General features: G+C 48.5%; 17 protein-coding genes and 1 tRNA gene. 12 read left to right on the top strand and 6 right to left on the bottom strand.

Going from position 1 to position 21997, the window contains the following annotated elements:
* Nucleotides 1-113 precede the first annotated feature (113 nt).
* From RYZ26_RS07285 to RYZ26_RS07305, 5 genes are all read left to right on the top strand, one after another.
* Entirely contained in the window at nucleotides 114-1601 is a 1488-nt protein-coding gene (locus RYZ26_RS07285) for an inorganic phosphate transporter (RefSeq protein ID WP_317682521.1), read from the top strand.
* 209 nt (nucleotides 1602-1810) lie between these two features.
* Nucleotides 1811-4579: a DNA gyrase subunit A gene (gene gyrA, locus RYZ26_RS07290; protein ID WP_317682522.1), complete on the top strand. Its 2769-nt coding sequence runs from the start codon at nucleotides 1811-1813 to the stop codon at nucleotides 4577-4579.
* Between the two features lie 51 nt (nucleotides 4580-4630).
* Nucleotides 4631-5140 carry a pantetheine-phosphate adenylyltransferase gene (coaD, locus tag RYZ26_RS07295; protein ID WP_317682523.1) on the top strand — a complete coding sequence of 170 codons (510 nt, stop codon included), beginning with the start codon at nucleotides 4631-4633 and terminating at the stop codon, nucleotides 5138-5140.
* Between the two features lie 248 nt (nucleotides 5141-5388).
* A tRNA-Lys gene (locus RYZ26_RS07300) sits at nucleotides 5389-5464 on the top strand.
* A 308-nt stretch (nucleotides 5465-5772) separates the two neighbouring features.
* Nucleotides 5773-7701 (top strand): PAS domain-containing hybrid sensor histidine kinase/response regulator, encoded by a 1929-nt coding sequence (locus tag RYZ26_RS07305; protein WP_317682524.1) that lies wholly within the window; start codon nucleotides 5773-5775, stop codon nucleotides 7699-7701.
* On the opposite strand, the gene RYZ26_RS07310 is transcribed toward RYZ26_RS07305, so the two are convergent.
* Complete coding sequence (locus tag RYZ26_RS07310; RefSeq protein WP_317682525.1) at nucleotides 7691-8839, bottom strand: mechanosensitive ion channel family protein; 1149 nt, start codon at nucleotides 8837-8839, stop codon at nucleotides 7691-7693. The genes RYZ26_RS07305 and RYZ26_RS07310 overlap by 11 nt on opposite strands.
* 163 nt (nucleotides 8840-9002) lie before the next feature.
* Between RYZ26_RS07310 and RYZ26_RS07315 the strand changes: the two genes are divergently transcribed.
* From RYZ26_RS07315 to RYZ26_RS07325, 3 genes are all read left to right on the top strand, one after another.
* Nucleotides 9003-11060 carry a putative bifunctional diguanylate cyclase/phosphodiesterase gene (locus tag RYZ26_RS07315; protein WP_317682526.1) on the top strand — a complete coding sequence of 686 codons (2058 nt, stop codon included), beginning with the start codon at nucleotides 9003-9005 and terminating at the stop codon, nucleotides 11058-11060.
* 96 nt (nucleotides 11061-11156) lie between these two features.
* Complete coding sequence (locus RYZ26_RS07320) at nucleotides 11157-12089, top strand: response regulator (protein WP_317682527.1); 933 nt, start codon at nucleotides 11157-11159, stop codon at nucleotides 12087-12089.
* A gap of 152 nt (nucleotides 12090-12241) precedes the next feature.
* The gene (locus tag RYZ26_RS07325) at nucleotides 12242-12547 is read left to right on the top strand and encodes an STAS domain-containing protein (protein ID WP_317682528.1); all 306 of its coding nucleotides are present in this window, start codon (nucleotides 12242-12244) and stop codon (nucleotides 12545-12547) included.
* A gap of 54 nt (nucleotides 12548-12601) precedes the next feature.
* Here RYZ26_RS07325 and RYZ26_RS07330 read toward each other — a convergent pair whose 3' ends face one another.
* Complete coding sequence (locus RYZ26_RS07330) at nucleotides 12602-13294, bottom strand: alpha/beta hydrolase (RefSeq protein WP_317682529.1); 693 nt, start codon at nucleotides 13292-13294, stop codon at nucleotides 12602-12604.
* A 169-nt stretch (nucleotides 13295-13463) separates the two neighbouring features.
* On the opposite strand from RYZ26_RS07330, the gene RYZ26_RS07335 reads away from it, so the two are divergent.
* From RYZ26_RS07335 to RYZ26_RS07350, 4 genes are all read left to right on the top strand, one after another.
* Entirely contained in the window at nucleotides 13464-14228 is a 765-nt protein-coding gene (locus tag RYZ26_RS07335) for a phosphoadenylyl-sulfate reductase (RefSeq protein ID WP_317682530.1), read from the top strand.
* A 132-nt stretch (nucleotides 14229-14360) separates the two neighbouring features.
* On the top strand, nucleotides 14361-16694 hold the full coding sequence (locus RYZ26_RS07340; protein WP_317682531.1) for a Tex family protein: 2334 nt from the start codon (nucleotides 14361-14363) through the stop codon (nucleotides 16692-16694).
* Nucleotides 16695-16722: 28 nt separating this feature from the next.
* Complete coding sequence (locus tag RYZ26_RS07345; RefSeq protein ID WP_317682532.1) at nucleotides 16723-18036, top strand: diguanylate cyclase domain-containing protein; 1314 nt, start codon at nucleotides 16723-16725, stop codon at nucleotides 18034-18036.
* A gap of 138 nt (nucleotides 18037-18174) precedes the next feature.
* The gene (locus RYZ26_RS07350) at nucleotides 18175-18849 is read left to right on the top strand and encodes a PDZ domain-containing protein (protein WP_317682533.1); all 675 of its coding nucleotides are present in this window, start codon (nucleotides 18175-18177) and stop codon (nucleotides 18847-18849) included.
* Between the two features lie 43 nt (nucleotides 18850-18892).
* Here RYZ26_RS07350 and RYZ26_RS07355 read toward each other — a convergent pair whose 3' ends face one another.
* The 4 genes from RYZ26_RS07355 to RYZ26_RS07370 form a co-directional block, all read right to left on the bottom strand.
* Nucleotides 18893-19804: an FkbM family methyltransferase gene (locus RYZ26_RS07355; RefSeq protein ID WP_317682534.1), complete on the bottom strand. Its 912-nt coding sequence runs from the start codon at nucleotides 19802-19804 to the stop codon at nucleotides 18893-18895.
* Nucleotides 19805-19897: 93 nt separating this feature from the next.
* The gene (locus RYZ26_RS07360; RefSeq protein WP_465245934.1) at nucleotides 19898-20458 is read right to left on the bottom strand and encodes a ferritin-like domain-containing protein; all 561 of its coding nucleotides are present in this window, start codon (nucleotides 20456-20458) and stop codon (nucleotides 19898-19900) included.
* Nucleotides 20455-21186 (bottom strand): DsbA family protein, encoded by a 732-nt coding sequence (locus RYZ26_RS07365; protein WP_317682536.1) that lies wholly within the window; start codon nucleotides 21184-21186, stop codon nucleotides 20455-20457. Before RYZ26_RS07365 ends, RYZ26_RS07360 begins: the two co-directional genes overlap by 4 nt.
* A gap of 72 nt (nucleotides 21187-21258) precedes the next feature.
* Nucleotides 21259-21996 carry a hypothetical protein gene (locus RYZ26_RS07370; protein WP_317682537.1) on the bottom strand — a complete coding sequence of 246 codons (738 nt, stop codon included), beginning with the start codon at nucleotides 21994-21996 and terminating at the stop codon, nucleotides 21259-21261.
* Nucleotide 21997: the final 1 nt, after the last annotated feature.

Below are 21997 nucleotides of genomic sequence, written 5' to 3' on the forward strand. Positions count from 1 at the left end.
ATAAAATTTTACGCTCTTCAGAAAAGCGAAATATACGCATTAATAATTGTGTACTTTTTGTTACAGAAAAGTTACAAGGCGGTCTGAAAATTGGCAGAGTGTTGAGGGCAATTATGTCAGACGGTCCATTACCTTCCGGCGAAATGAAAAAGCTGGATAAAGAACTGAAACAAATTGGGAAGTTCGAAGCGGGCATTCAGGAAGTTAGTCGCGGGAATTTAAAGTTCGGAATTTGTGTTCTGTTTCTCGTGCTGGTTGGTTTCTTTGCGTATACGCAAGTTGCCGAACCTGGGAGCCAAATCTTTATTATTCTGGCGGGTTTGCTCGGAGCCTATATGGCGCTGAATATTGGTGCCAATGATGTTGCAAACAATATCGGTCCTGCGGTGGGGTCCAAAGCCCTGACCATGACAGGTGCCTTGATCATTGCTGCGATTTTTGAAGCTGCGGGCGCGATTATCGCAGGCGGCGATGTGGTTTCGACCGTGCGTAAAGGGATTATTGACCCCTCTGCCATGGAAAATGATCTGATGTTTATCCATGCCATGATGGCGGCGTTGTTTGCGGCTGCCCTATGGGTAAACCTGGCGACTTTTGTTGGCGCGCCGGTTTCAACAACTCACTCAGTTGTCGGAGGGGTTATGGGCGCTGGTATCGCGGCGACAGGCCTGAGTGCCGTAAACTGGGCGACAATGAGTAAGATTGCCGCCAGTTGGGTGATCTCCCCCGTGTTGGGCGGTGTGATTGCAGCTTTGTTCCTGGCGCTCATCAAATTCCAGATCATGTATAAAGAAGACAAGGTCAGCGCAGCCAAGAAATGGGTTCCTGTTCTGGTTGGTGTTATGGCGGCTGCCTTTGCCATGTACCTGACCATGAAAGGTCTGAAAAAGATCTGGAAGCCAGGTGGCGAAGTTATTCTTCTCATCGGTGCGACTTTCTTCTTTGGGACATGGTTTGCTGTTAAGCCCATGGTGACGAAAGCGGCTGAAAACATCGAAAACCGTCGTCGTGCTGTAAGTGATCTCTTTACTATTCCACTGATCTTCTCTGCTGCGTTGTTGTCCTTTGCACATGGTGCAAACGATGTGGCGAACGCGGTTGGTCCGTTAGCGGCCGTTGTTGGTGTTGCCAGTGGTGCAGATATGGGTGGCAAAGTTGACCTGCCGCTTTGGATTTTGGTCGTTGGTGCCTTGGGTATTGCTGCTGGTTTGATGCTCTTTGGTCCAAAACTGGTTCGCACCGTTGGGGAACAGATCACCAAGCTGGACCGCGCGCGTGCTTATTGTGTGGCATTGTCTGCGGCGATTACGGTGATTATTGCGTCGAAACTGGGCTTGCCTGTAAGTTCAACCCATATTGCTGTTGGGGGTATTTTTGGTGTCGGTTTCTTCCGTGAGTATCTGGAAAGCAAGCGTAAAGCCAATGCTATCGCAGAAGGCAATGAAGAACCTCTCAGTGCGAAAAAAGAAGCGAAAGCACGCAAGCGTAAGCTGGTGCGTCGTCAACATCTGATGACAATTGCGGCGGCCTGGGTGATTACGGTACCGCTATCTGCATTTATCGCTGGGATTATCTACTGGGTGATGCGTTTCACGCTGTAGTTAATCGTCTACGCATAAAGAAATCAAAGGAAACGGCCTGTCCAATCTGGAGAGGCCGTTTTTCTTTTGTGAAATAGGCATAGTTTTGTTGTTGTCATTTTGGAAAGTTGCTATACCTTTTCCCCAAATACGCAAACCTGCATTCTCCTTTTTAAAAAATGGTTTAGGCAGGTTTGGAAACGCCGTAATAACAGATTAGGTTAAGTCACTTGACAAGCGACAACGAACTAACGCCCCAGGGCATTGATATTTCCCCCGTTTCAATTGTAGACGAAATGCGCAGCAGCTACCTTGATTACGCCATGAGCGTGATTGTGTCGCGGGCGCTGCCGGATGTGCGTGATGGCTTGAAGCCTGTGCACCGTCGTATTCTCTATGCGATGAAAGAAAGCGGTTACGATTATAACAAGCCTTACCGTAAATCCGCCCGTATCGTCGGGGACGTGATGGGTAAATATCACCCGCACGGTGACAGCGCGATTTATGATGCCATGGTTCGTATGGCGCAAGATTTCTCCATGCGTCTGCCATTGATTGATGGGCAGGGGAACTTCGGTTCCATGGACGGTGATCCACCTGCGGCCATGCGTTATACCGAAGCGCGTATGGACAAAGCGGCCCATAACCTGATTGCAGATATCGACAAGGAAACCGTCGATTTCAAACCCAACTATGACGACACCACGCTGGAACCTTCTGTTCTTCCGGCACAGTATCCGAACCTGCTGGTCAACGGGGCTGGCGGTATCGCGGTTGGTATGGCAACAAATATTCCCCCACATAACCTGGGTGAACTGATCGACGCCTGTTGTGCGCTCATTGATGATCCGAACCTGACGATTGATGATCTGATCCGTGATTATGTTTTTGGTCCGGACTTCCCGACGGGTGGGATTATTCTGGGACAGTCTGGTTTGCGTTCTGCCTTCCATACGGGTCGTGGCTCGGTTGTGATGCGCGGTAAAACCAGCATTGAAGAAATTCGCAAAGACCGTATGGCGATCATCATTACGGAAATTCCCTATCAGGTGAATAAAGCCCGTATGATCGAAAGCATGGCGGCGCTGGTACGTGACAAAAAGATCGAAGGTATTTCTGATCTGCGTGACGAATCGGACCGTCAGGGCGTACGTGTTGTGGTGGAAATCAAAAAAGGCCACCATGCAGAAATCGTTCTGAACCAGCTGTTCAAGTTCACAGCCCTTCAAACCAGCTTTGGCGTAAACATGCTGGCGCTGAATCAGGGTCGTCCGGAACTGATGAACCTGAAACAGATTCTGGAAGCTTTTATTGCGTTCCGTGAAGAAGTTATTACACGCCGCACAATTTTCGAGCTGGGCAAAGCACGTGACAAAGCGCACGTTTTGGCTGGTCTGGCTGTGGCCGTTGAAAATATCGACGAAGTGATCGAACTGATCCGTGCGGCCCCTGATGCACAAACAGCGCGTACCCAACTGATGGAACGCAAATGGCGTGCAGGTCAGGTGGAACCGCTGATCCAGTTGCTGGATGAACCGGACCGTCAGGTTGTAAACGGTGAATATCAGCTGTCAGAAGCACAGGCCAAAGCCATTCTGGAACTGCGTTTGCATCGTCTGACAGGCCTGGAACGTGAAAAGATTGCAGGTGACTTGCGTGAATTGGGTGCGGAGATTGAAGAATATCTCTCTATCCTGCGTTCGCGCGAAAAACTGATGACTTTGATGCGCAATGAACTTGTGGACATGCGCACACAGTTTGCGACACCGCGTCGTTCTGAAATTCAGGAAGCTGAATTTGAACATGACATTGAAGATCTGATCCAGCGTGAAGATATGGTCGTGACCGTGACCAGTTCCGGTTACATCAAGCGTGTGCCGCTGGATACATACCGTGCACAACGCCGTGGTGGTAAAGGTCGTTCGGGTATGAGCACCAAAGACGAAGATATCGTTGAAAATGTCTTCGTTGCCAATACCCATACGCCGCTGTTGTTCTTCTCTTCCACAGGTATGGTTTACAAGATGAAAGTCTATCGCCTGCCGCTGGGGACCCCGCAGTCCAAGGGTAAGGCAATGGTGAACCTGTTGCCGCTGGATGAAGGCGAAACAATTTCGACCGTAATGGAATTGCCGGAAGACGAAAGCCAGGCAAAAGACATGCACGTGATGTTCTCTACCGCATCTGGTGGGGCACGCCGTAACCTGCTGTCTGATTTCACCAACGTTAAAGCCAATGGTAAAATCGCCATGAAGCTCGACGACGGTGATGCCATGGTGGCCGTGGAAATCTGTACACCGGATGATCACGTTTTCCTGACAACCCGTAACGGCCAGTGTATCCGCTTCAAGGTCGAAGACGTTCGCGTTTTTGCCGGGCGTAATTCAACAGGTGTGCGTGGTATTCGTCTGGCTGATGATGACCGTGTGATTTCTATGTCCATCCTGAATGGTGGAGAGTGGTCGTCTGAAGAACGCGATTCTTACCTGCGTTATTCCAAAGCTAAACGCGCTGGGGAAGAGGCTGAATTGGGCGTTCTGAGCCAGGAACAGGCTGATGAAATGGAAGGTCTGGAAGAATTCCTGCTGTCAGTGACAGAACGTGGATTCGGCAAACGATCTTCTTCCTTTGAATATCGCACCACAGGTCGTGGTGGTAAGGGGATTGCCAATATCGAAATGTCCGCACGTAACGGTCATGTGGCGGCGTCCTTCCCTGTTGAAGTGGAAGACGAAATCATCATGGTTACCGATGGCGGTCAGTTGATCCGTACAGGCGTTGATCAGGTCCGCATTGCCGGGCGTAAGACACAAGGGGTAACCCTGTTCCGTGTCGCCGATGGGGAGAGCGTGGTTTCAGTCAGCTGTTTCCGCGACATGGGCGATGACGAAGAAGAAAAGGCAGAAGGCGAAAACGCAGAAACTGCCGAAGGAAACAAAGAAGAGACAGAAAATACTGTCGAACAACAGGAAGGCGAAAGTTCGGGTGAAGAGGCGTAAAGCCTCTTTGCTGCAAATTTTAAGCTTTTGAGGAGTGAGGAGTCCAAGCTCATGCCTAAGAACCGTATCGGTGTCTATCCGGGGACATTTGACCCTGTAACAAACGGTCACCTTGATATTATCGAACGTGGTGCACATCTGGTCGATCATCTGATTCTGGCCGTTGCCATTAATGAAGGGAAGGGGCCTCTTTTCTCTCTGGAAGAAAGAGTCGCCATGGTGGAACATGAACTGCCTGCGATTATGGAACGCACGGGGGCAACCATTGAAGTCAAACCGTTTCAGAATCTTTTGATGAACTTTGCAGCTGAACAAGGGGCAAAGACCATTATTCGGGGATTGCGCGCTGTTTCTGACTTTGAATATGAATTTCAGATGGCGGGTATGAACTCGCATCTCGCACCGGATATTGAGACCGTGTTCTTGATGGCATCGGATAAATGTCAGTTCATTTCTTCGCGCTTTGTGAAAGAGATCGGCAAGCTGGGTGGTGACATTAATGATTTTGTCACACCGAATGTGCGCGAAAAACTGAAGGAACGCTTTGCTAGCGAGAAGTGATTCAAAAAAATGCTGTTAAACCTGTGAAAACAGGAATCTTTCAGGGCGAATAATCGGGTGCGATTGTTCGCCCTATGCAGTTTTAAGGGGAAGGAATGGGGTTGTAAGGCTTTGTTTTTAAACAATTTTCAAAAAAATGCAATTTATTTGAAATTCTTTGTTGACCTATTGGTCCGACCCCACTATGTTCCGCCTCACCAAACGGGACGGACAACACGCCAAACGGCAGTTCGGACCACCTCAGATGAGGGCACTTAGCTCAGTTGGTAGAGCATTCGACTTTTAATCGAACGGTCAGAGGTTCGAATCCTCTAGTGCCTACCATTATGAAAAACCCTGTAACTTGGTTGCAGGGTTTTTTGATTCTCAGAACAATGTTCATAAATTTCAATGACTTCCTAGGTGTGACGTTCGGCACAGCGTGTATGTAGACGAATCTGTATAACAGATTTATTGAGAAACAGGAGTCGTTGCCATGTTTGATTTGATTTTAGCCATAGCGATTGTACCCGTTGGTGCGTTGCTAACGGCGTGGTTATCCCGCCCGGTTTGAAAGGGCGTTTTTACTGGTCACATCCGGCTAAATATGTCACTAACACTTAATCGTCGTTAGAATAGGGCCGGGCACCACCATGAGTGCAATAGATCAGTCATCCACAATTACTGTCCTTGAAGAAAAGGTGAAAAAGCTTCAGGAAGAGCTGGATAAATCCCGCCTGTCTGAAAAACGCTTTCTGGACGCTTTAAGGCTCAGTCCTATGGCTTTGTGTCACCATGATCAGAACCTGCGCTATACATGGCTTTATAACGGCCATATGGGGTTTGTGCAGGACGAGGTCATCGGCAAGACCGATTGGGACATCCTGGGGAACGAACTGGCTGACCGTATGGGCGTGATCAAACGCCGTGTTCTTGAAACCGGAATTGGTGAACGCGTGGAAATGCAAACGGTCGATGGCGACGAAAATTCAGAATATTTTGATCTGGTTGTCGAACCTTTGCGCGATGATTTTACAGGTGCGGTTGTCGGGTTGTCCTGTAGCGGGATCGATGTGACCGAAGATCGCCGCCGTCGCGAAGCCTATAAAGCCAGCGAAGAGAATCTGAAGTTCATCTTTAATGCTTCGCCCATGCCGATTGTGGTCAGCCATTTTGAAGATGGTCGTCCGCTCTTTTACAACAAGGCGGCAGATGATTTATTTAATTTGTCAAAAGCCCCGACTGATAACTTCCTGGCAAGCATTGGCCAGGAAGATGATGTCAACGCCATGCTGGCCGCAGACAAGTTGGTTGAAGCGCACCGTTTTGAATATAAAAAGTGGCTGGATAAGCCGTTATATCTGACGATTTCTGCAACGAATATTTTTTATAACGCGGATGCCGCTGTCCTTTGCACTTTCCATGACTTGACCCGTGAAACGGTCTATCAACAACATTTGCAGGAAGCCAAGGAAAAGGCTGAACTGGCAAGTATCGCGAAATCCCAGTTTCTGGCGTCTGCCAGTCATGACCTGCGCCAGCCGCTGCATGCCATGGGATTGCTGCTGAGCGTGCTTGAACAGTATATTGAAGATGGGCATGGCAAGAAGGTGCTGGAACATGTCACAACGTCCCTGGAAGCGATGAATGAGCTGTTCTCCGGCATTCTGGATATTTCCAAGCTGGATGCTGATGCGGTGCCTGTGGAGATGCAGACCGTGCGTATTCCCGAAATATTCAAGACACTGGAGACAGATTTTACACCGATGGCGGAAAATGCCGGGCTGGACATCCGTTTTGTACGATCATCCTGTCATGTCAAGAGCGACCCGGTACAGGTTGAAAGGATCTTGCGCAATCTCCTGTCCAACGCCCTTCGCTATACTTCCAGCGGGCGCGTGCTGGTGGGGTGCCGTCGTCGCGGAAGTGAAATTGAATTCTGTGTGCACGATACGGGGGTCGGGATTGCTGAAGAAGATCTCAAGCGCATTTTTGAAGAGTTCCGTCAGGTGGAAAATCCGGAACGTGATCGCCGCAAAGGACTGGGTCTTGGGCTTGCAATTTGTGACCGTGTCGCAACCCTGCTGAATACCGAGATTGAAGTGAAATCCCAAAAAGGTGTAGGCAGTTCCTTCTGTTTCCGCCTGCCCATGATGGAAACAGTCAAAAAGGTGAAGGAAAAATCAAGGGGTGGGGATTTAAGCCTGATCCAGGGGCGCACTATCCTGTTTATTGAAGATGAAGTCGATGTGCAGACAGCCATCCAATATATGATCGAGGCTTGGGGGTGTGAACCCATCATCGCAAGTTCACTGGACGAGGCACGTAAACTGTTGAACCAGAATATGGTCTGCCCGGATGCGATTGTGGCGGATTATCGATTGCGCGATGAAGAAAACGGGCTGGATATCATCAAAGCCATTCGCCAGGATTTCAAAAAGAGAATCCCGGCGATTGTGGTGTCTGGCGATACAGATCCGGACCTGATCAAGCAAATGCAGATTTATGGTCTGCAGCTTTTAAACAAGCCAATCCTGCCCGATGTGATGCAGCAAAGGCTGTTAGAAATGCTTACGGATTAAACGGCGTCTCTGTCTTTTCCAGATAGAGACTGCGGCTTGGGAAGGCGAAGGCGCTGCCTTCCTCTTCGACGATCTTTTTAAAGGCGATGATATGGTCGCTGCGGATTTGGCGCCATTCTTCCCAGTTGGTGGTCTTGGTGAAATAATAAAGATTGATGTTAATGCTGTTGTCCGCAAATTCCGTTAGATGCACCATCTGGGCGACATTGGCTTTGGGTTCCACATCCTTGTTAGTTTCAATAAAGTTACGAATGCGCGTCACAATATTTTCAAGCTGTTGGGCGGTGGTGCGATATTCCACCCCAATGGTCATTTTGATGCGCCGATTGGTCATGCGTGACCAGTTGGTGATCGGGCTGTTGGCGAGGTTGGCATTGGGGACATTGACCAGTGCTTTGGCAAAGGTCCGTACCTTTGTTGCGCGCAGGCCGATAAATTCAATAGTGCCTTCCACATCCGGAGTTTCGATCCAGTCGCCTTTCTGAAAGGTCTTGTCGGTAAAGATCATCAATGTACCAAACAGATTGGCAACCGTATCCTTGGCAGCCAGGGCAATGGCCATCCCGGCAAGACCAATGCCGCCCAGGAATGCGGAAACATTGATCTCCCATTGTTCCAGAATTGCAACGCCACCGATGACAAACACCACGACTTCAAGGGTGCGTCTGGCGAAATGCTGGAAATCTTCATTGACCCTGCGCCCCAGCTTATGTCCCATGGTAAAGAGCGCCAGTGTAATGGGCGTGATCATGCAGAAGATCAGCCAAAACAGGCAGTAGGTATAAAGCGACGCAATGATCGAATGGGTCAGTTCGTGCCAGTCATTGGGCAGTCCCAATACCTTGAACGCAATGGACAGACCAAACACAACGATCAGAAACTTGACCGGGCCTTCGGAGGCTTCGACCAGTTCGTCATCAATTGAATTCTCAGTACGCTTGACCAGCTTGCGTGCAATGCTGATCACGATATTGGCAAAAAGGCTTCTCAAGATCAAAAAAAACAGAAAGACCATAAGGGCGGCAATTTCCGGCCCGAAGGGTAAATTGCTGATTTCCGCAGAGAGCACTTCCACATTCTCTGAAAAAGTTCTAACGTGTTCAGAAAATTGATTATTGTTCTGTTCGGGACTGGCCATTTTTCATATCCGGCATTGATTCAGCTGAGACTATGGTGATGGCCTGTCAAAGCGGCACTGTCAAGAATTATGAAAATTGGAAGATAGTTGGTCTGCGTGCCTTGACAACCTAGGGTCAGGCAGGCATTACCAAGTGAATTCGGAATAGTACAAGAGTATCCAGATGGCGAAAAAGTTAAATGTTCTGTTGGTAGAAGATAGTGAAGATGACGCTGAACTCTTGTATCTGGAATTACGCCGTGGTGGTCTGAGCGCAGATATGACACGGGTGGAAACAGCCGAAGACTTTACGGCAGAACTGAACGCGGGTGGTTGGGACCTGGTGCTATCCGATTATAATTTGCCGAACTTTAACGCCCCTGCCGCCCTTGAAATAGTCAATCATTATGAAAGTGATCTGCCCTTTATTATTCTGTCTGGCGCGGTTGCGGCAAAAGATGTGGTGACCCTTCTAAAAGCAGGTGCCCATGATTTTCTGGAAAAGAACGATCTCGCCCGTCTGGTCCCGGCCATTGAACGTGAATTGCGCGAAGTTAAAATGCGCAAAGAAAGCAAACAGGCAGAAAGCACGCTTAAAAAATTGTTCCGCGCTGTTCAGCAAAGCCCGGTCAGCGTGATGATCACGGATGACAAAGGCCGTGTGGAATATGTGAACCCAACTTATGAAGCGGTCACCGGATATACCCGCAACGAAGTGTTGGGGAACCTGCCGGATGTGATGGCAGGCGATTTTGTTTCTTTGGATCAGAATGCAGAAGTCTGGGATGCGGTTAAAAACGGTAAAGAATGGCGCGGTGAATTCTGCAACAACCGTAAAAACGGTGAAGTCTTCTGGGAATATGTTACGGTTGCCCCCATCCGGGATGAAGCAGGTGAGTTGACCAACCTTCTGATTTCCAAGGAAGACATTACCTATCGTAAGGAAACCGAAGAAAAACTTTATCGTCAGGCCAATTTTGATGATCTGACGGGACTGCCCAATCGCGACCTGACCCTTGACCGTCTGGGGCAGGCCTTGGAACGATCGGACCATGCAGCCTTGATCATTGTTGATCTGGATAACTTTAAAAAGGTGAATGACAGCCTGGGTCATGCGGTTGGCGATGAAATCCTTAAACGTGCGGCCAATCGGGTGATGAACTGCCTGGGTCAGGGCCAGACTGTCGGGCGGGTGAGTGGTGATGAATTTGCCGTGGTCGTGCCGGAAATGGCTGGGGTTAACGAAGCCGAAGTGCTGATCAGCCGCATTCTCGATATTTTTTCCGCGCCGTTTGCGGTTGGAGACCACGAACTCTTTACGACGGTGAGTGCCGGGGTTGCAATCTACCCTGACGATGGAACGGACCCTGCCATCCTGTTTAGAAATTCTGAAGCGGCCATGAGCAAGGCGAAGGAAGAGGGACGCAACGGCTTTCACTTCTTTACCTCCCACATGAACGAGCGTGCCGAAGAACGTCTGTTGCTGGAAAGTGGCTTGCGCCGTGCCATTGAAAATGATGAGCTTTGCCTGTTCTTCCAGCCCATTGTGGATGCGAAAAGCGGTAAATTTGCTGGGGCCGAAACGCTTATTCGCTGGGCACACCCCAATAAAGGTATGATCTTCCCGGATCAGTTTATCTCGCTTGCGGAAGAAACCGGACTGATCGTCAAAATCGGGAAGTGGGTGATTGACAAGGCGTGCCAATGTATCCGGGATTTCCGAAATCTTGGGTTCGAAGATTTTTACGTTACCGTCAATGTCTCCCCCCAACAGGTCTGGTCAGGCACCCTGGTCGGTGAAGTCCGCGATGCACTTGAAGCCAATAATTTGGACCCGAGTTCCCTAGTTGTGGAAATGACGGAAAGCGTATGTTTACATGATACGGATCAGACTTTGACATGCCTGAATGAACTTGCGGACCTGGGCGTGCGTATTGCGGTTGATGATTTCGGCACAGGATATTCGTCACTGAGCTATCTCAAACGGTATCCGTTTCACACGTTAAAGATTGATCGTGCCTTTGTGCGCGATATCCCCGAAGACAGCGATGATATGGCGTTGGTTAATGCGATGATCGCCATGGCCCATAGTCTGGGGCTGAAGGTGGTGGCCGAAGGGGTGGAAACCGCTGCACATCTTAAATTCCTGAAAGAGCGTGAATGTGATTTGATTCAGGGGTATTATTACAGCCGTCCGGTTGCGAAAGCTGATTTTATTAAATTGAAATTAGATATTTCCTAAATCGCGTAATTAATTTTTTGATGAAGTTGTTTTGACAACCCAACCAGAAGATATATTGTGCTGGGCAATGATAAGAAACCAGGTTCCTGATCCAAGATGGCGAAATACAACATAGATGACATCAAATTGGTTGTTGCTGACCCGAACCGGCAACTGCGCTCCAGTTTAAAAGGGGTGCTGGGGGCGCATGGGTTTCGTGGCATGCAGGATGCAGCGAACATTGATACGCTGGAAGAGATTGTCCGCTATGGTTCGCCTGACTTGATTCTGTGTGATATGGACCTGGATGGCGATGTTTGCAAGCTGATCCATCGTATCCGTCATAATGATCTGGGGCCCAACCCGTTTGTGGCTGTCATTCTGTTTATTGAAGAACCCAGCGAAGATATCGTGCGTCGTGCATCCGAAGCCGGACTGGATGATCTGCAGGTCAAACCTGTTGTGGCGGCCAATGTTATCAACCGGGTTGAATATCTGATTGAAAAGCGCAAACCTTTTGTGGTGACAACTGATTATGTCGGGCCGGACAGACGTAAAAAGAACCGTCCTGGCACCATGGAAATTCCATCGGTTGACGTTCCAAATACGTTGGCATCAAAGGCTAAAGGGGAATTTAACGCCAATCAGTTCCAACGCGATATTCAAAAAGCGTTGTGGGATATCAATGCGCAGAAGATCGAACGTCATATTTTCCAGGTGGGTTATCTGGTTGATCGTCTGGTCCCGGCCTACAGTAATAACGAGATCAATAAAGAAAGCATGGGTATGGTCGTACGCTTGTTGCGGGTCAGCCGTGATATTATTGAACGGCTGGAAGATAGTGATTTTGGCCATATTGCTGATTTGGCTGGCACACTGGAAACCGTATCCAAATCCCTGTGGGATAGCGGAACCGAACCGAAGCATAAAGATCTGGAACTGTTGCCTGAACTTTCTGCAGCCCTTTCTGCTACTTTTAATATGGATACATCGGCGTCAAATGTGGCGCAAAAAATTCGATCTTCGGTTCAGGAAAAGTACGAGACTTGAATTTTGGGTTCTGTTACGCAAATGTTAAATTGCGTAAAGGTATAAAAAAAACCTGCGAAATTGCTTCTAATATGTTGGAAGATACAACAAAACGGGTTATGGTTCATTTATGTTAATCAAAAACAACACTGTTTAGAATACGAGGAAGAGACATGGAGTACAGCATTCGTGGCGACGAAACGACAAAGGAATTGTTCCTGCAGGGTCGTTTGACTTTTTCTGATAACGTTGTCTTTCGCAAGATTGTTGACGACCTGAAAGAGTATAATGGGTCAAAATGTGTCTTTGACTTAAGCGGTCTGGAGTTCATCGACTCCGCTGGTCTTGGTATGTTGATGTTGTTGCGTGACGCGACTGTTGGTCGTCCGTTCACCATCGCCATCCGCAACGCTGACGGTCAGGTTCGTCGCATGTTGGAAATTGCGAAATTTGATGCTTTGATCCCATTTGAAGACTAAGTAGTCAAAAGAGATTTCGATAGAAGGGGCTGCGCGTTGTGTGCAGCCCCTTTTTTATGCGCCCAGATGATCTTTCATAAATTGCGCTGCAGCCATGGCACCTTCCTGATCAATGGAATGGGGCAGGTTTTCGCATTTTATCACATGAGGTGTCAGGTTCGCTTTCATCAACCCTTTTTTTGCCAGATCAACCGCATGAACGGGCAGCATTTCATCAGCCGTGCCATGGACCAGCAGGGTGGGGCAGGGCGATGTGATCTCTTCTGCCAAGACGGATGCCCCCACGAGTGCGCCAGAAAATCCAACGATCCCGGCAAAAGGTGTCTTTTGACGCAAGCCCACATGCAGAGACATCATGGTCCCCTGCGAAAAGCCTAAAAGAAAGACTTGATGGGGTTGCAGGTCATACTGCGTCATCAGTCCATCAATATAGTCCTGAACCAAGGGGGCTGCTTCGCGTGCGCCGTCCAGCATCCCTTCAAACCCAACAGCTTGTGTAGCGCTGTTGCGTCTTAGAAATTCAGGGTCTGTACGTTCCAGGCTAAACCACTGGCGCCCAAGAGGCGAAAGTTCACAAGCTTGTGGGCCATCCGGGGAATGAAAGGCTGTGTTGGGCAGTGCCTGCTGGAAGAAAGGGGCCAGCCCGATCAAATCTTGACCATCCGCGCCATAGCCATGAAGCATGACAACAAGGGAGTTTACCTCGCCATTTGACGGGAGCTGATGGGGGCCTGTAAGTGCGGGCATGGTCGTTATCCTGATTGTTTATCTTTGGTTTGATGTAGAGGAAATGGGGGGATAACTCAAATACAAAAAAATAATGTATATACTAAATAATTAACATCAATAATTGACAAAAAGGAAATTTTGGCCTAAATCCTATCTGTTGACCACAGATAAATGAATTGAGAGTCCCATGTCCGCCACATCAAGCGCTGTCTCATTTACTAAACCATCTGCTTCACAGGATGAAGGACAGGCCAAACTGTCTCACCTGCTTGAAAGCTATGGCACCCTTGATGCACATGAACTTTTAGAGAAAGTCCTGCTGGAAGAATTTAAAGGCGAAATCGCTGTTAGTTCTTCTTTTGGGGCGGAAGCTGCTGTTTTGTTAAAGCTGATCTCTGACGTCGATAAAGAAACCCCGATCCTGTTTATTGATACAGGGCATCTGTTTGAAGAAACCATTCAATATAAAGAAACCATCGGGGAACATCTGGGGTTGACCAATATCCTTACGGTCGGACCTGAAGAAATCCATCTGCAAAATGCGGATAAAGACGCAACCCTCTATGAACGTGATACCGATTACTGCTGTCATATCCGCAAGGTTCTGCCTTTTGAAAAGGCGCTTGGCCCTTACAAGGCCTGGGTCAGTGGGCGTAAACGTTTCCAAAACAGTGAACGTGCTGCGCTTCAGCCTATCGAATTGGATGTGGATGGTCGCTTTAAGGTGAACCCGCTTTACAATTGGGATTATGATAAGGTGATCAGCGAATTTAAAGCGATGAACCTGCCGAAACACCCGCTTGTGGCCAAAGGTTACCCGTCTATCGGCTGTGCACCTTGTACCCGTGCGGTGAAAGATGGCGAAGATCAACGCGCCGGGCGATGGTCTGGTCAGGGCAAGACCGAATGTGGTATTCACAAGTCGCCCAGCTTTGAAGCCATCTATATCTAGAAGCAAAATCGAAATATTGAAATTTTATGACAAAAGGCCATCTTTTCAGGTGGCCTTTTTCTTTTCCTTTTTGGTATAAAGGCCGCCCCCTTGGGTTTGGCCCGTCTGGTTGTAAGTAAAGGAAAAGAATAAATGCAGCCTCTTGTTGATCGTCTCGCATCAGAACTTGGTATTTCGCTGTCGCAGGTTAATGCTGCGCTGGAATTATTGGACGGGGGCGCAACGGTTCCCTTTATCGCGCGTTACCGTAAAGAGGCGACGCAAGGCCTGGACGATACCCAGTTGCGGAACCTGGAAGAGCGCCTGCGCTATATGCGTGAACTGGATGAACGCCGCGATGCGATTCTCAAATCCATTGATGAACAGGGCAAACTGACAGATCAATTGTCCGGTCAGATTTTTCAGGCAGCAACCAAAGCTCAGCTTGAAGACCTTTACCTTCCATATAAAAAGAAACGTCGCACCAAGGCCCAGATCGCACGCGAGGCAGGGTTAGAGCCATTGGCTGACAGCTTGTTCGAAGACCCGCAAAAAGATCCGCAAGTCGAAGCTGAAAAATACTTGAACACAGATCACGGTATCGAAGATATCAAGGCCGCGCTTGACGGTGCACGCCAGATCATGATGGAACGATTTGCCGAAGATGCGCAGTTGCTGGATGGCCTGCGTAAATATATCTGGTCTGATGGCCGTGCTGTTTCTGGAGTGGTTGCAGGCAAGGAAAATGAAGGGGCGAAATTCAAAGATTATTTTGATTATTCTGAACCCGTTTCCAAAATCCCATCCCACCGGGCGCTGGCGCTGTTTAGAGGGCGCAATGAAGGTGTGTTGAAAATCGCATTGGAAACAGGCGAAGGTGATGGCGTGGATTGCGTGGGTCGTATTTCCAGCCATTTTGGTCTGCAGGACATGGGACGTCCAGCAGATAAATGGCTGCAGGAATGTGCGCGCTGGGCCTGGAAAGTTAAAATCTCCCTCCATCTGGAAATGGATGTGCTGACCACTTTGCGTGAAACGGCAGAAGAAGAAGCCATTTTGGTATTTTCGCGCAACCTGCGTGATTTGTTGCTGGCTGCCCCTGCCGGGACGCGCGCCACACTGGCGCTTGATCCGGGCTATCGCACCGGGGTAAAGGTCGCCATGCTGGATGACACCGGGAAACTGTGTGAAACAGCCACCATCTATCCCCATGAACCGCAGCGCCAATGGGATCAATCCATTGCCACCCTGGCGGCGATTTGTGCCAAACATAAAGCAGAACTGATCAGTATCGGCAACGGCACGGCATCGCGAGAAACCGACAAGCTGGCCGAAGAACTGATCAAACGCTATCCTGAACTGAAATTGACCAAGCTTGTGGTTAGCGAGGCTGGTGCCTCTGTTTATTCCGCGTCTGAATATGGCGCGCAGGAATTCCCCGATATTGATGTGTCCATTCGCGGCGCCATTTCCATTGGACGTCGTTTGCAGGACCCTTTGGCAGAACTCGTGAAGATTGATCCGAAATCCATCGGTGTGGGCCAGTATCAGCATGATGTGTCACAGGTGAAGCTGGGACGCATGCTGGATGGTGTCGTGGAAGATTGCGTAAACGGCGTTGGGGTTGATTTGAATACAGCCTCCGTTGCTTTGCTTAGCCATGTATCCGGGCTGAATGAGGGGCTGGCACAGAATATCGTCCAGTTCCGTGAAGAGCAGGGGCGTTTTGAAGATCGCAAGCAACTGAAAAAAGTTGCACGCCTTGGCCCCAAGGCCTTTGAACAGGCGGCAGGATTCTTACGTATACGTGATGGGAAGAACCCATTGGATCAATCTGCGGTTCACCCCGAAGCTTACCCGCTGGTTGAAAAGATTATTTCCAAGGCCAATATCAATATTACGGATATCATCGGTAACAAGCAGGTTCTCAGCACCATGGAACCTTCAAACTTCACCGATGAGACCTTCGGCTTGCCGACCGTGATCGATATCCTGTCGGAACTGGAGAAACCCGGGCGTGATCCGCGTCCTGAATTTAAAACAGCGACATTCCAGGAAGGTGTTGAAAAACCGTCTGATTTGAAGCCTGGTATGCGTTTGGAAGGTGTTGTAACCAACGTGACGAATTTTGGGGCTTTTGTAGATGTCGGTGTCCATCAGGATGGGCTGGTTCATATTTCCCAACTGGCGGATAGCTTTGTCAAAGACCCCCATGAAATTGTCAAACCCGGTGATGTGGTCATGGTGCGCGTTCAGGAAGTTGACCTGCAACGCAACCGTATCTCGCTTTCCATGAAGTCGTCTGATGGGCAACCAAAAGGCGTGACTGGGGGGCGTGGTGAAAATAGCGGTTCGCAACGGGGTAAAAATAAGTTACAGTCTCAACCAAAGTCTAAACAGGGATACCAGCGTTCTTCAAAAGAGGACTCACAGGGGAATAATGCGATGGCCGCAGCCCTTGCGAAAGCTGGATTTAAACAAAAATAGACTTTAGATCGAAAACAAAGAAGCTACGATGGCGACGCAAGAAACTGTATTGAAGATGGTCTACATTGACCCGGCCCAGGCAGGCTGGGGGATGCAGCTTGTCGAAACCGCTTCAAACTTGTTTACGATTTGCCTGGATAACCGCATCCAATATATGAACCCGGCTGGGCTGGAATTGTTGGGTGTGGAAAAACAGGATGATATTCTGGGCAAAGAACTGTCTGATTTTATTCATGGTGATTATAAAGAATTCTTCGCGTTCGGTCTGGATGTGCTGGCCGAAGAAGATGACTTTATCCCGCTTAAGTTTCTGAAACAGGATCAAACATCGCTGGATGTGAAGCTGCAGATCAATGAAATTCAGATTGCGAATCAGACGGCATACATTGTCGAAGTGCAGAACATCACCGAATATAAACGCGCCTCCGAAGCTGTGCGGGACCGCGAACACCGTCTGAAAAGTATTCTGAATACGGTTACCGAAGGCATTATGACCTTCGATGATGAAGCCATCATTCAGACCTTTAACCCGGCGGCAGAAAAGATTTTCGGGATTTCGTCGCAAAATATCATTGGCAAGCCCATCGAGACTTTGATGACGGATGAATTCCGCGATTCTTACATGCGGTTTTTGGATCGCAAGGTCTTTAAGGGCAATTCCCGCCTGATGGGCAAACCGTGGGAGCTTTTTGGCTATAACGAGGCCAAAGGCAAGTTTCCGCTGGAAATGACGATTACCAAGCTTCAGGTAGCGAATGAGAGAATTTACACCGCTGTTTTTCGGGACATCACCGAAAGAAAGCAAAGTGAAGAGCGTATCCGCCATCTGGCCCATCATGATACATTGACGGGACTGCCCAACCGCCACCTCTTTACGGATCGTTTGAACCATGCGGTTAAAGTGGCCAATCGTTACAATAAAGCGCTGGTCCTGATGTTTGTCGATCTGGATAAATTCAAGCCCATCAATGATACCCTGGGCCATGAAGCAGGCGATGTGGTTTTGCAGACTGTTGCCAAACGTTTTAGCAAGATCGTCCGCGAATCCGATACGGTTGCGCGCATTGGTGGGGATGAATTTGTTATTTTGCTTGAAGAACTCGATAGTTCGGAAGGCGGAAACCTGGTGGCTGAAAAATTGTTGGAATGTCTGGAAAAACCCATTCCGGCCGGTGGGCGTGAATGTAGCTTGGGGGCCAGTATCGGAATCGCCCGCTTCCCAGAGGATGCAATGGATACTGACGAATTGCTGCGCTGTGCAGATGAAGCGATGTATGCCGTAAAAACGTCAGGGCGAAACGGTTATAAAGTTTATGAGCCGAACTTATCCGTACTCGGATAATTGTTTTTTTTCATTCTTTTTAAAATTCAGGGTTTATTTACGCTTATCCTTCAAGATAAGGTCTAGTGACTTGTTTTGTAACAAAGCGGAGATGGACTGCATGCAGTCTGTGGGCGTGACGTGAATTTGAAAAGCTTCATGATAGCTGGACTGATATGTCTGTGGGCGGGGCCGCTCTCGGCCAAAACCGCTGTGCCGTTTTTAGGATTACAAATTCAGGGGCTTTCTCCTATCATTGTCCAGTCTTTGGGATTGGAAAGTGATGAAGGCGTTATGGTCCGCGACATTGCCTTTCCCGGCCCGGCCAGTCAGTCTGACTTACGCCGTGGGGATATCATCATCAAGTTAAATGGAAAAGTCGCTAAAAGCGTTGAAGTGGTGACCAAGATGATGAGTGAATTCAAGCCGGGAGATAAAGTAAAGGCAACGGTCATTCGTCGCAACAAGACCCTTGACCTGATGATCAAAATTGGTGGTAAGCCCCCGATCTGGGATGTGACCCGCAATAAATTTGCGACCATTGCCCCGCTTGGTATCACCTTCGCCTCCCTTACCGATAAAGTGCAGGAACGGTTTGACTTGGGCTGGCGGAGCCGAGGTGTTGTGGTCAGTCTGGTTGATGAAGAAAAAGCCGCCGGACTTGATATCAAGATCGGCGACGTCATTGTGCAGGTTAATCAGTCCCCGGTTTGGAAACCAGGCCATATCATCGGATATATGAAAAAGGCACAAAAGCAGAACAAGGAAATGGTCCTGCTGTTGCTGGAACGCTCCAACGGCTTTCGTTTCGCCTTATTGCCGGTGCCTAAATAACGTTTTGCTGCAGCTATTCTGTATTTCTGTTTGAAATGATGTTTTAAAAGGCTCGTTTTACGATAGAGCAAACGGTTAAACCCGGAACACTATCTCCCAAGTGTTTCATTTTTTCTCGCAGTAAATATTCTGCTTCATGTTTACTATTAATATCACTGCTACTTGGAAGGTGAACTTCCATGATAATTTGTTTAACGTTTTGTAGGCATTTTGATTGCGAGAGAATTTCGAACTCTGCACCTTCACAATCAAGTTTCAGCAGGTCACAGTTTTTGATATCCAGTTCATCAAAGATACTATCTAAAGTTCTCATGGGAACGGATATCTTTTGGAAGCCGAATTTATCGTAGTTTATATCAGAACTATTTACAAAAGCAGTCGAGACTGCACTGTCATGTCGCTGGACATAGAAGTCTATTTCACCATTATGGTCACCAACAGCATAGGGATGAAGATGTACTTGATGTATGTTATTTCGCTCCAGGTTGGATAAAAGGCTTGTTTGAGTATCTGCTACTGGTTCGAATGCATGAATTGTGGCTGTCGGAAAATGCCGTGCAGCGACAGCTGAAAAAAGTCCAACATGTGCGCCAACGTCAAGAATGGTTGCTCCTTCTGGAAGGTCTAATTTACCGATGCCATAGTCATCTCTATACATTTCTTCCATTATATCAATCAATATGCAGGAGCCTGGCGTATCTTTGAGTGTTAACCTATGCGTACCATCAAAATATTCATATAAATTGTTTTGTAGGCCCCGTTGCATCGCTTCTTTATAGGTGCTGCATCCATTTAGGCCTTCACCGGTTAATGTTAACGCATGGCCTTTGAGCCAGTAAATTTCAGGAATCTGTATATTCTGGTGTAGTAATTGGTTACAAAGTTGCAGTGCGTAATTAGGGTTCCCACCCACAAGCGATGCGGAAATATCGTTGACTACGTTTTGTAAGTTCATGAAAATATCTTTTATTTGCGTATTTTAGAATGTTTTAGTCTCATATTATACGCTTAAAAGATATGCATTGTCTTTATCTGAATTGATGAAAAATCATTCGTGCATCATGGGCGGGTCGAGGTCTTCGTCCCAGTTTTTGTCTGGTTCGGGATAACGTCCAACCCATTCGTTTAACAGCTCCACATGTTCTTGTTCTTCATCTGCAAATTCGGCTGCCATTTTGATGACGTCTTCATTGGTGCTGTCTTTGGAGATTTTGCTGTAGAAATCGTGCGCGCCTTGTTCGACCTTCAGGGCGAGTTGCAGAACATGATAGGGCGTCATCTTATAATGGGTCTGGAAGGTGTCCGCCGCTTCCGGGCTGTCGCCATCTTCCCAGACGAAGTCCCAGGGTGCGATATGTGGTAAGTCGCGGCCTTGCGCCAGTTCCTGCATTTCAGCGGCATGTTTATCGGCATAGCCTGCCAGCAGGTTAAAGAGCTTTGCGACTTCCGGATTGTTATGCGTTTCCATGGAATCGGCGATTTCGCGATATCGATCTGCGGCTTCTGTCTCCATCGTCAGGGAATGGGCCAGCAGTTCTTCCACTGACCCGATATCGTATTTTTTCTCAACTTGAGTTGTCATGGTGCATCCCCCCGAATGCTTTATCAGCTTTGTTTACGTGCTTGCTTGACGGCTTCAACCATCGCATCTGCCGGAATTGCACCACGGAAAATCTGGTCCCCGATGATAAAGCCGGGCGTGCCCTGAATGTTCAGGTTTCTGGCCAGTTGTTTGGTGCTTGCGATTTCTTTTTGAACCCGCTCGCTCACCATATCCTTTTGAAGCTGATCCATATCAACGCCGAGGCTTTCAGCCGTTTTGAGGATTTTGGTGTTGGTCAGGCGTCCTTTGACTTTCATCATGGCACTGTGGAAATCCGTATATTTCCCCTGCAATTGGGTCGCAAGGGCAACGTGGGCTGCAAATTCAGATGTCTCCCCCAGCACGGCCAGTTCCTTAAAGACGTAGCGTATATTTGCATCATCGTTTACGACCTTCATCACATCCGGGAAGACGCGTTTGCAATAGCCGCACTGATAATCAAAAAATTCAACGATGGTGACGTCGCCTTTTGGGTTTCCGCCAACGGGTGTGATTTCTGGTGTGATCAATGTCTGATCAAGTGATGCCATTGTTGATTTCTGCATGTCTGCACGGGCCTGTTCCTGGCGGGCCTGCAGCACTTCCATGGCCTCCATCAGAATTTCCGGATTGGCAAGCAGCGTATCGCGCACCAGCTTGCGGACTTCATCCTGTTGATCTGCGCTTAACTTGTCGTCAGCAAGAACAGGTTGGGAAAACAGGAAAAGTGAGAAGGCAATGATAAGAAAACGCATGGTTGAGGTCTCATATGATGAAAATATAGTTTAAGCAATATGGGGCAGCATTCTGAAATAGGCAAGGGGATGTTATCGCATAAGATGAATTGACGAGAATGTCATCCCGCCCCCGACTTGGGAACGTGTGGCGCTCATACCCACAAAGGTGATTTTGACATTGTTGATATTGTCATTTGGCCAGGCTTGACGATAAACAAGGGAGAGATCAACGCCTTCTCTGTGCCAGCGGTTGGTTTGTTCAAACCCGCCACGTTGCACATAATATTTCACCCGGCCCATATTATAGATATTCCCCCGCTTCAGGGCTGTCAGGTCATATCCGATTGCAAGGATACGGTCGTAGGGCGGAAGGCCTGCACCGCGCCAGACAAGCTGATTTTGTCGCAAAGGGATACTTTGGGCGTTTCCGCCATAAAAACCGACCAGCATGCGAACCGGGTGATGGTCTGTCTTATGTTCAGACACATGCCAGTCCCAGAATAAATAGGGTGTGACCAGCAGGTCCGCACTTTGATATCTGGCGAGGATAAAGTCTTTTTCACCGCTTTGGATATGAACACCGCGCCGTCCGTCTTTTTGGGTCATGTAAATATGCGGCAGGCTCTGTCGTGGGGCAAAGACATCACGAAGGTTTGCGCCTTCCACGACCCAGCCACGCGGCACACCGTCTTTGGAAAAATAATGACGCGGGCCCAGCACATCAATTTTGGTCCCTGTCCCGACGATCATGGCTTTCTTGGGTTTGGGGGTGGTCGATACACAGGCCGATAGCCCAAGTGCGATGGTCATCAGGAATAAGAAGCGCATG

The sequence above is a fragment of the Terasakiella sediminum genome, assembly GCF_033100395.1.
Classification (GTDB): Bacteria; Pseudomonadota; Alphaproteobacteria; order Rhodospirillales; family Terasakiellaceae; genus Terasakiella.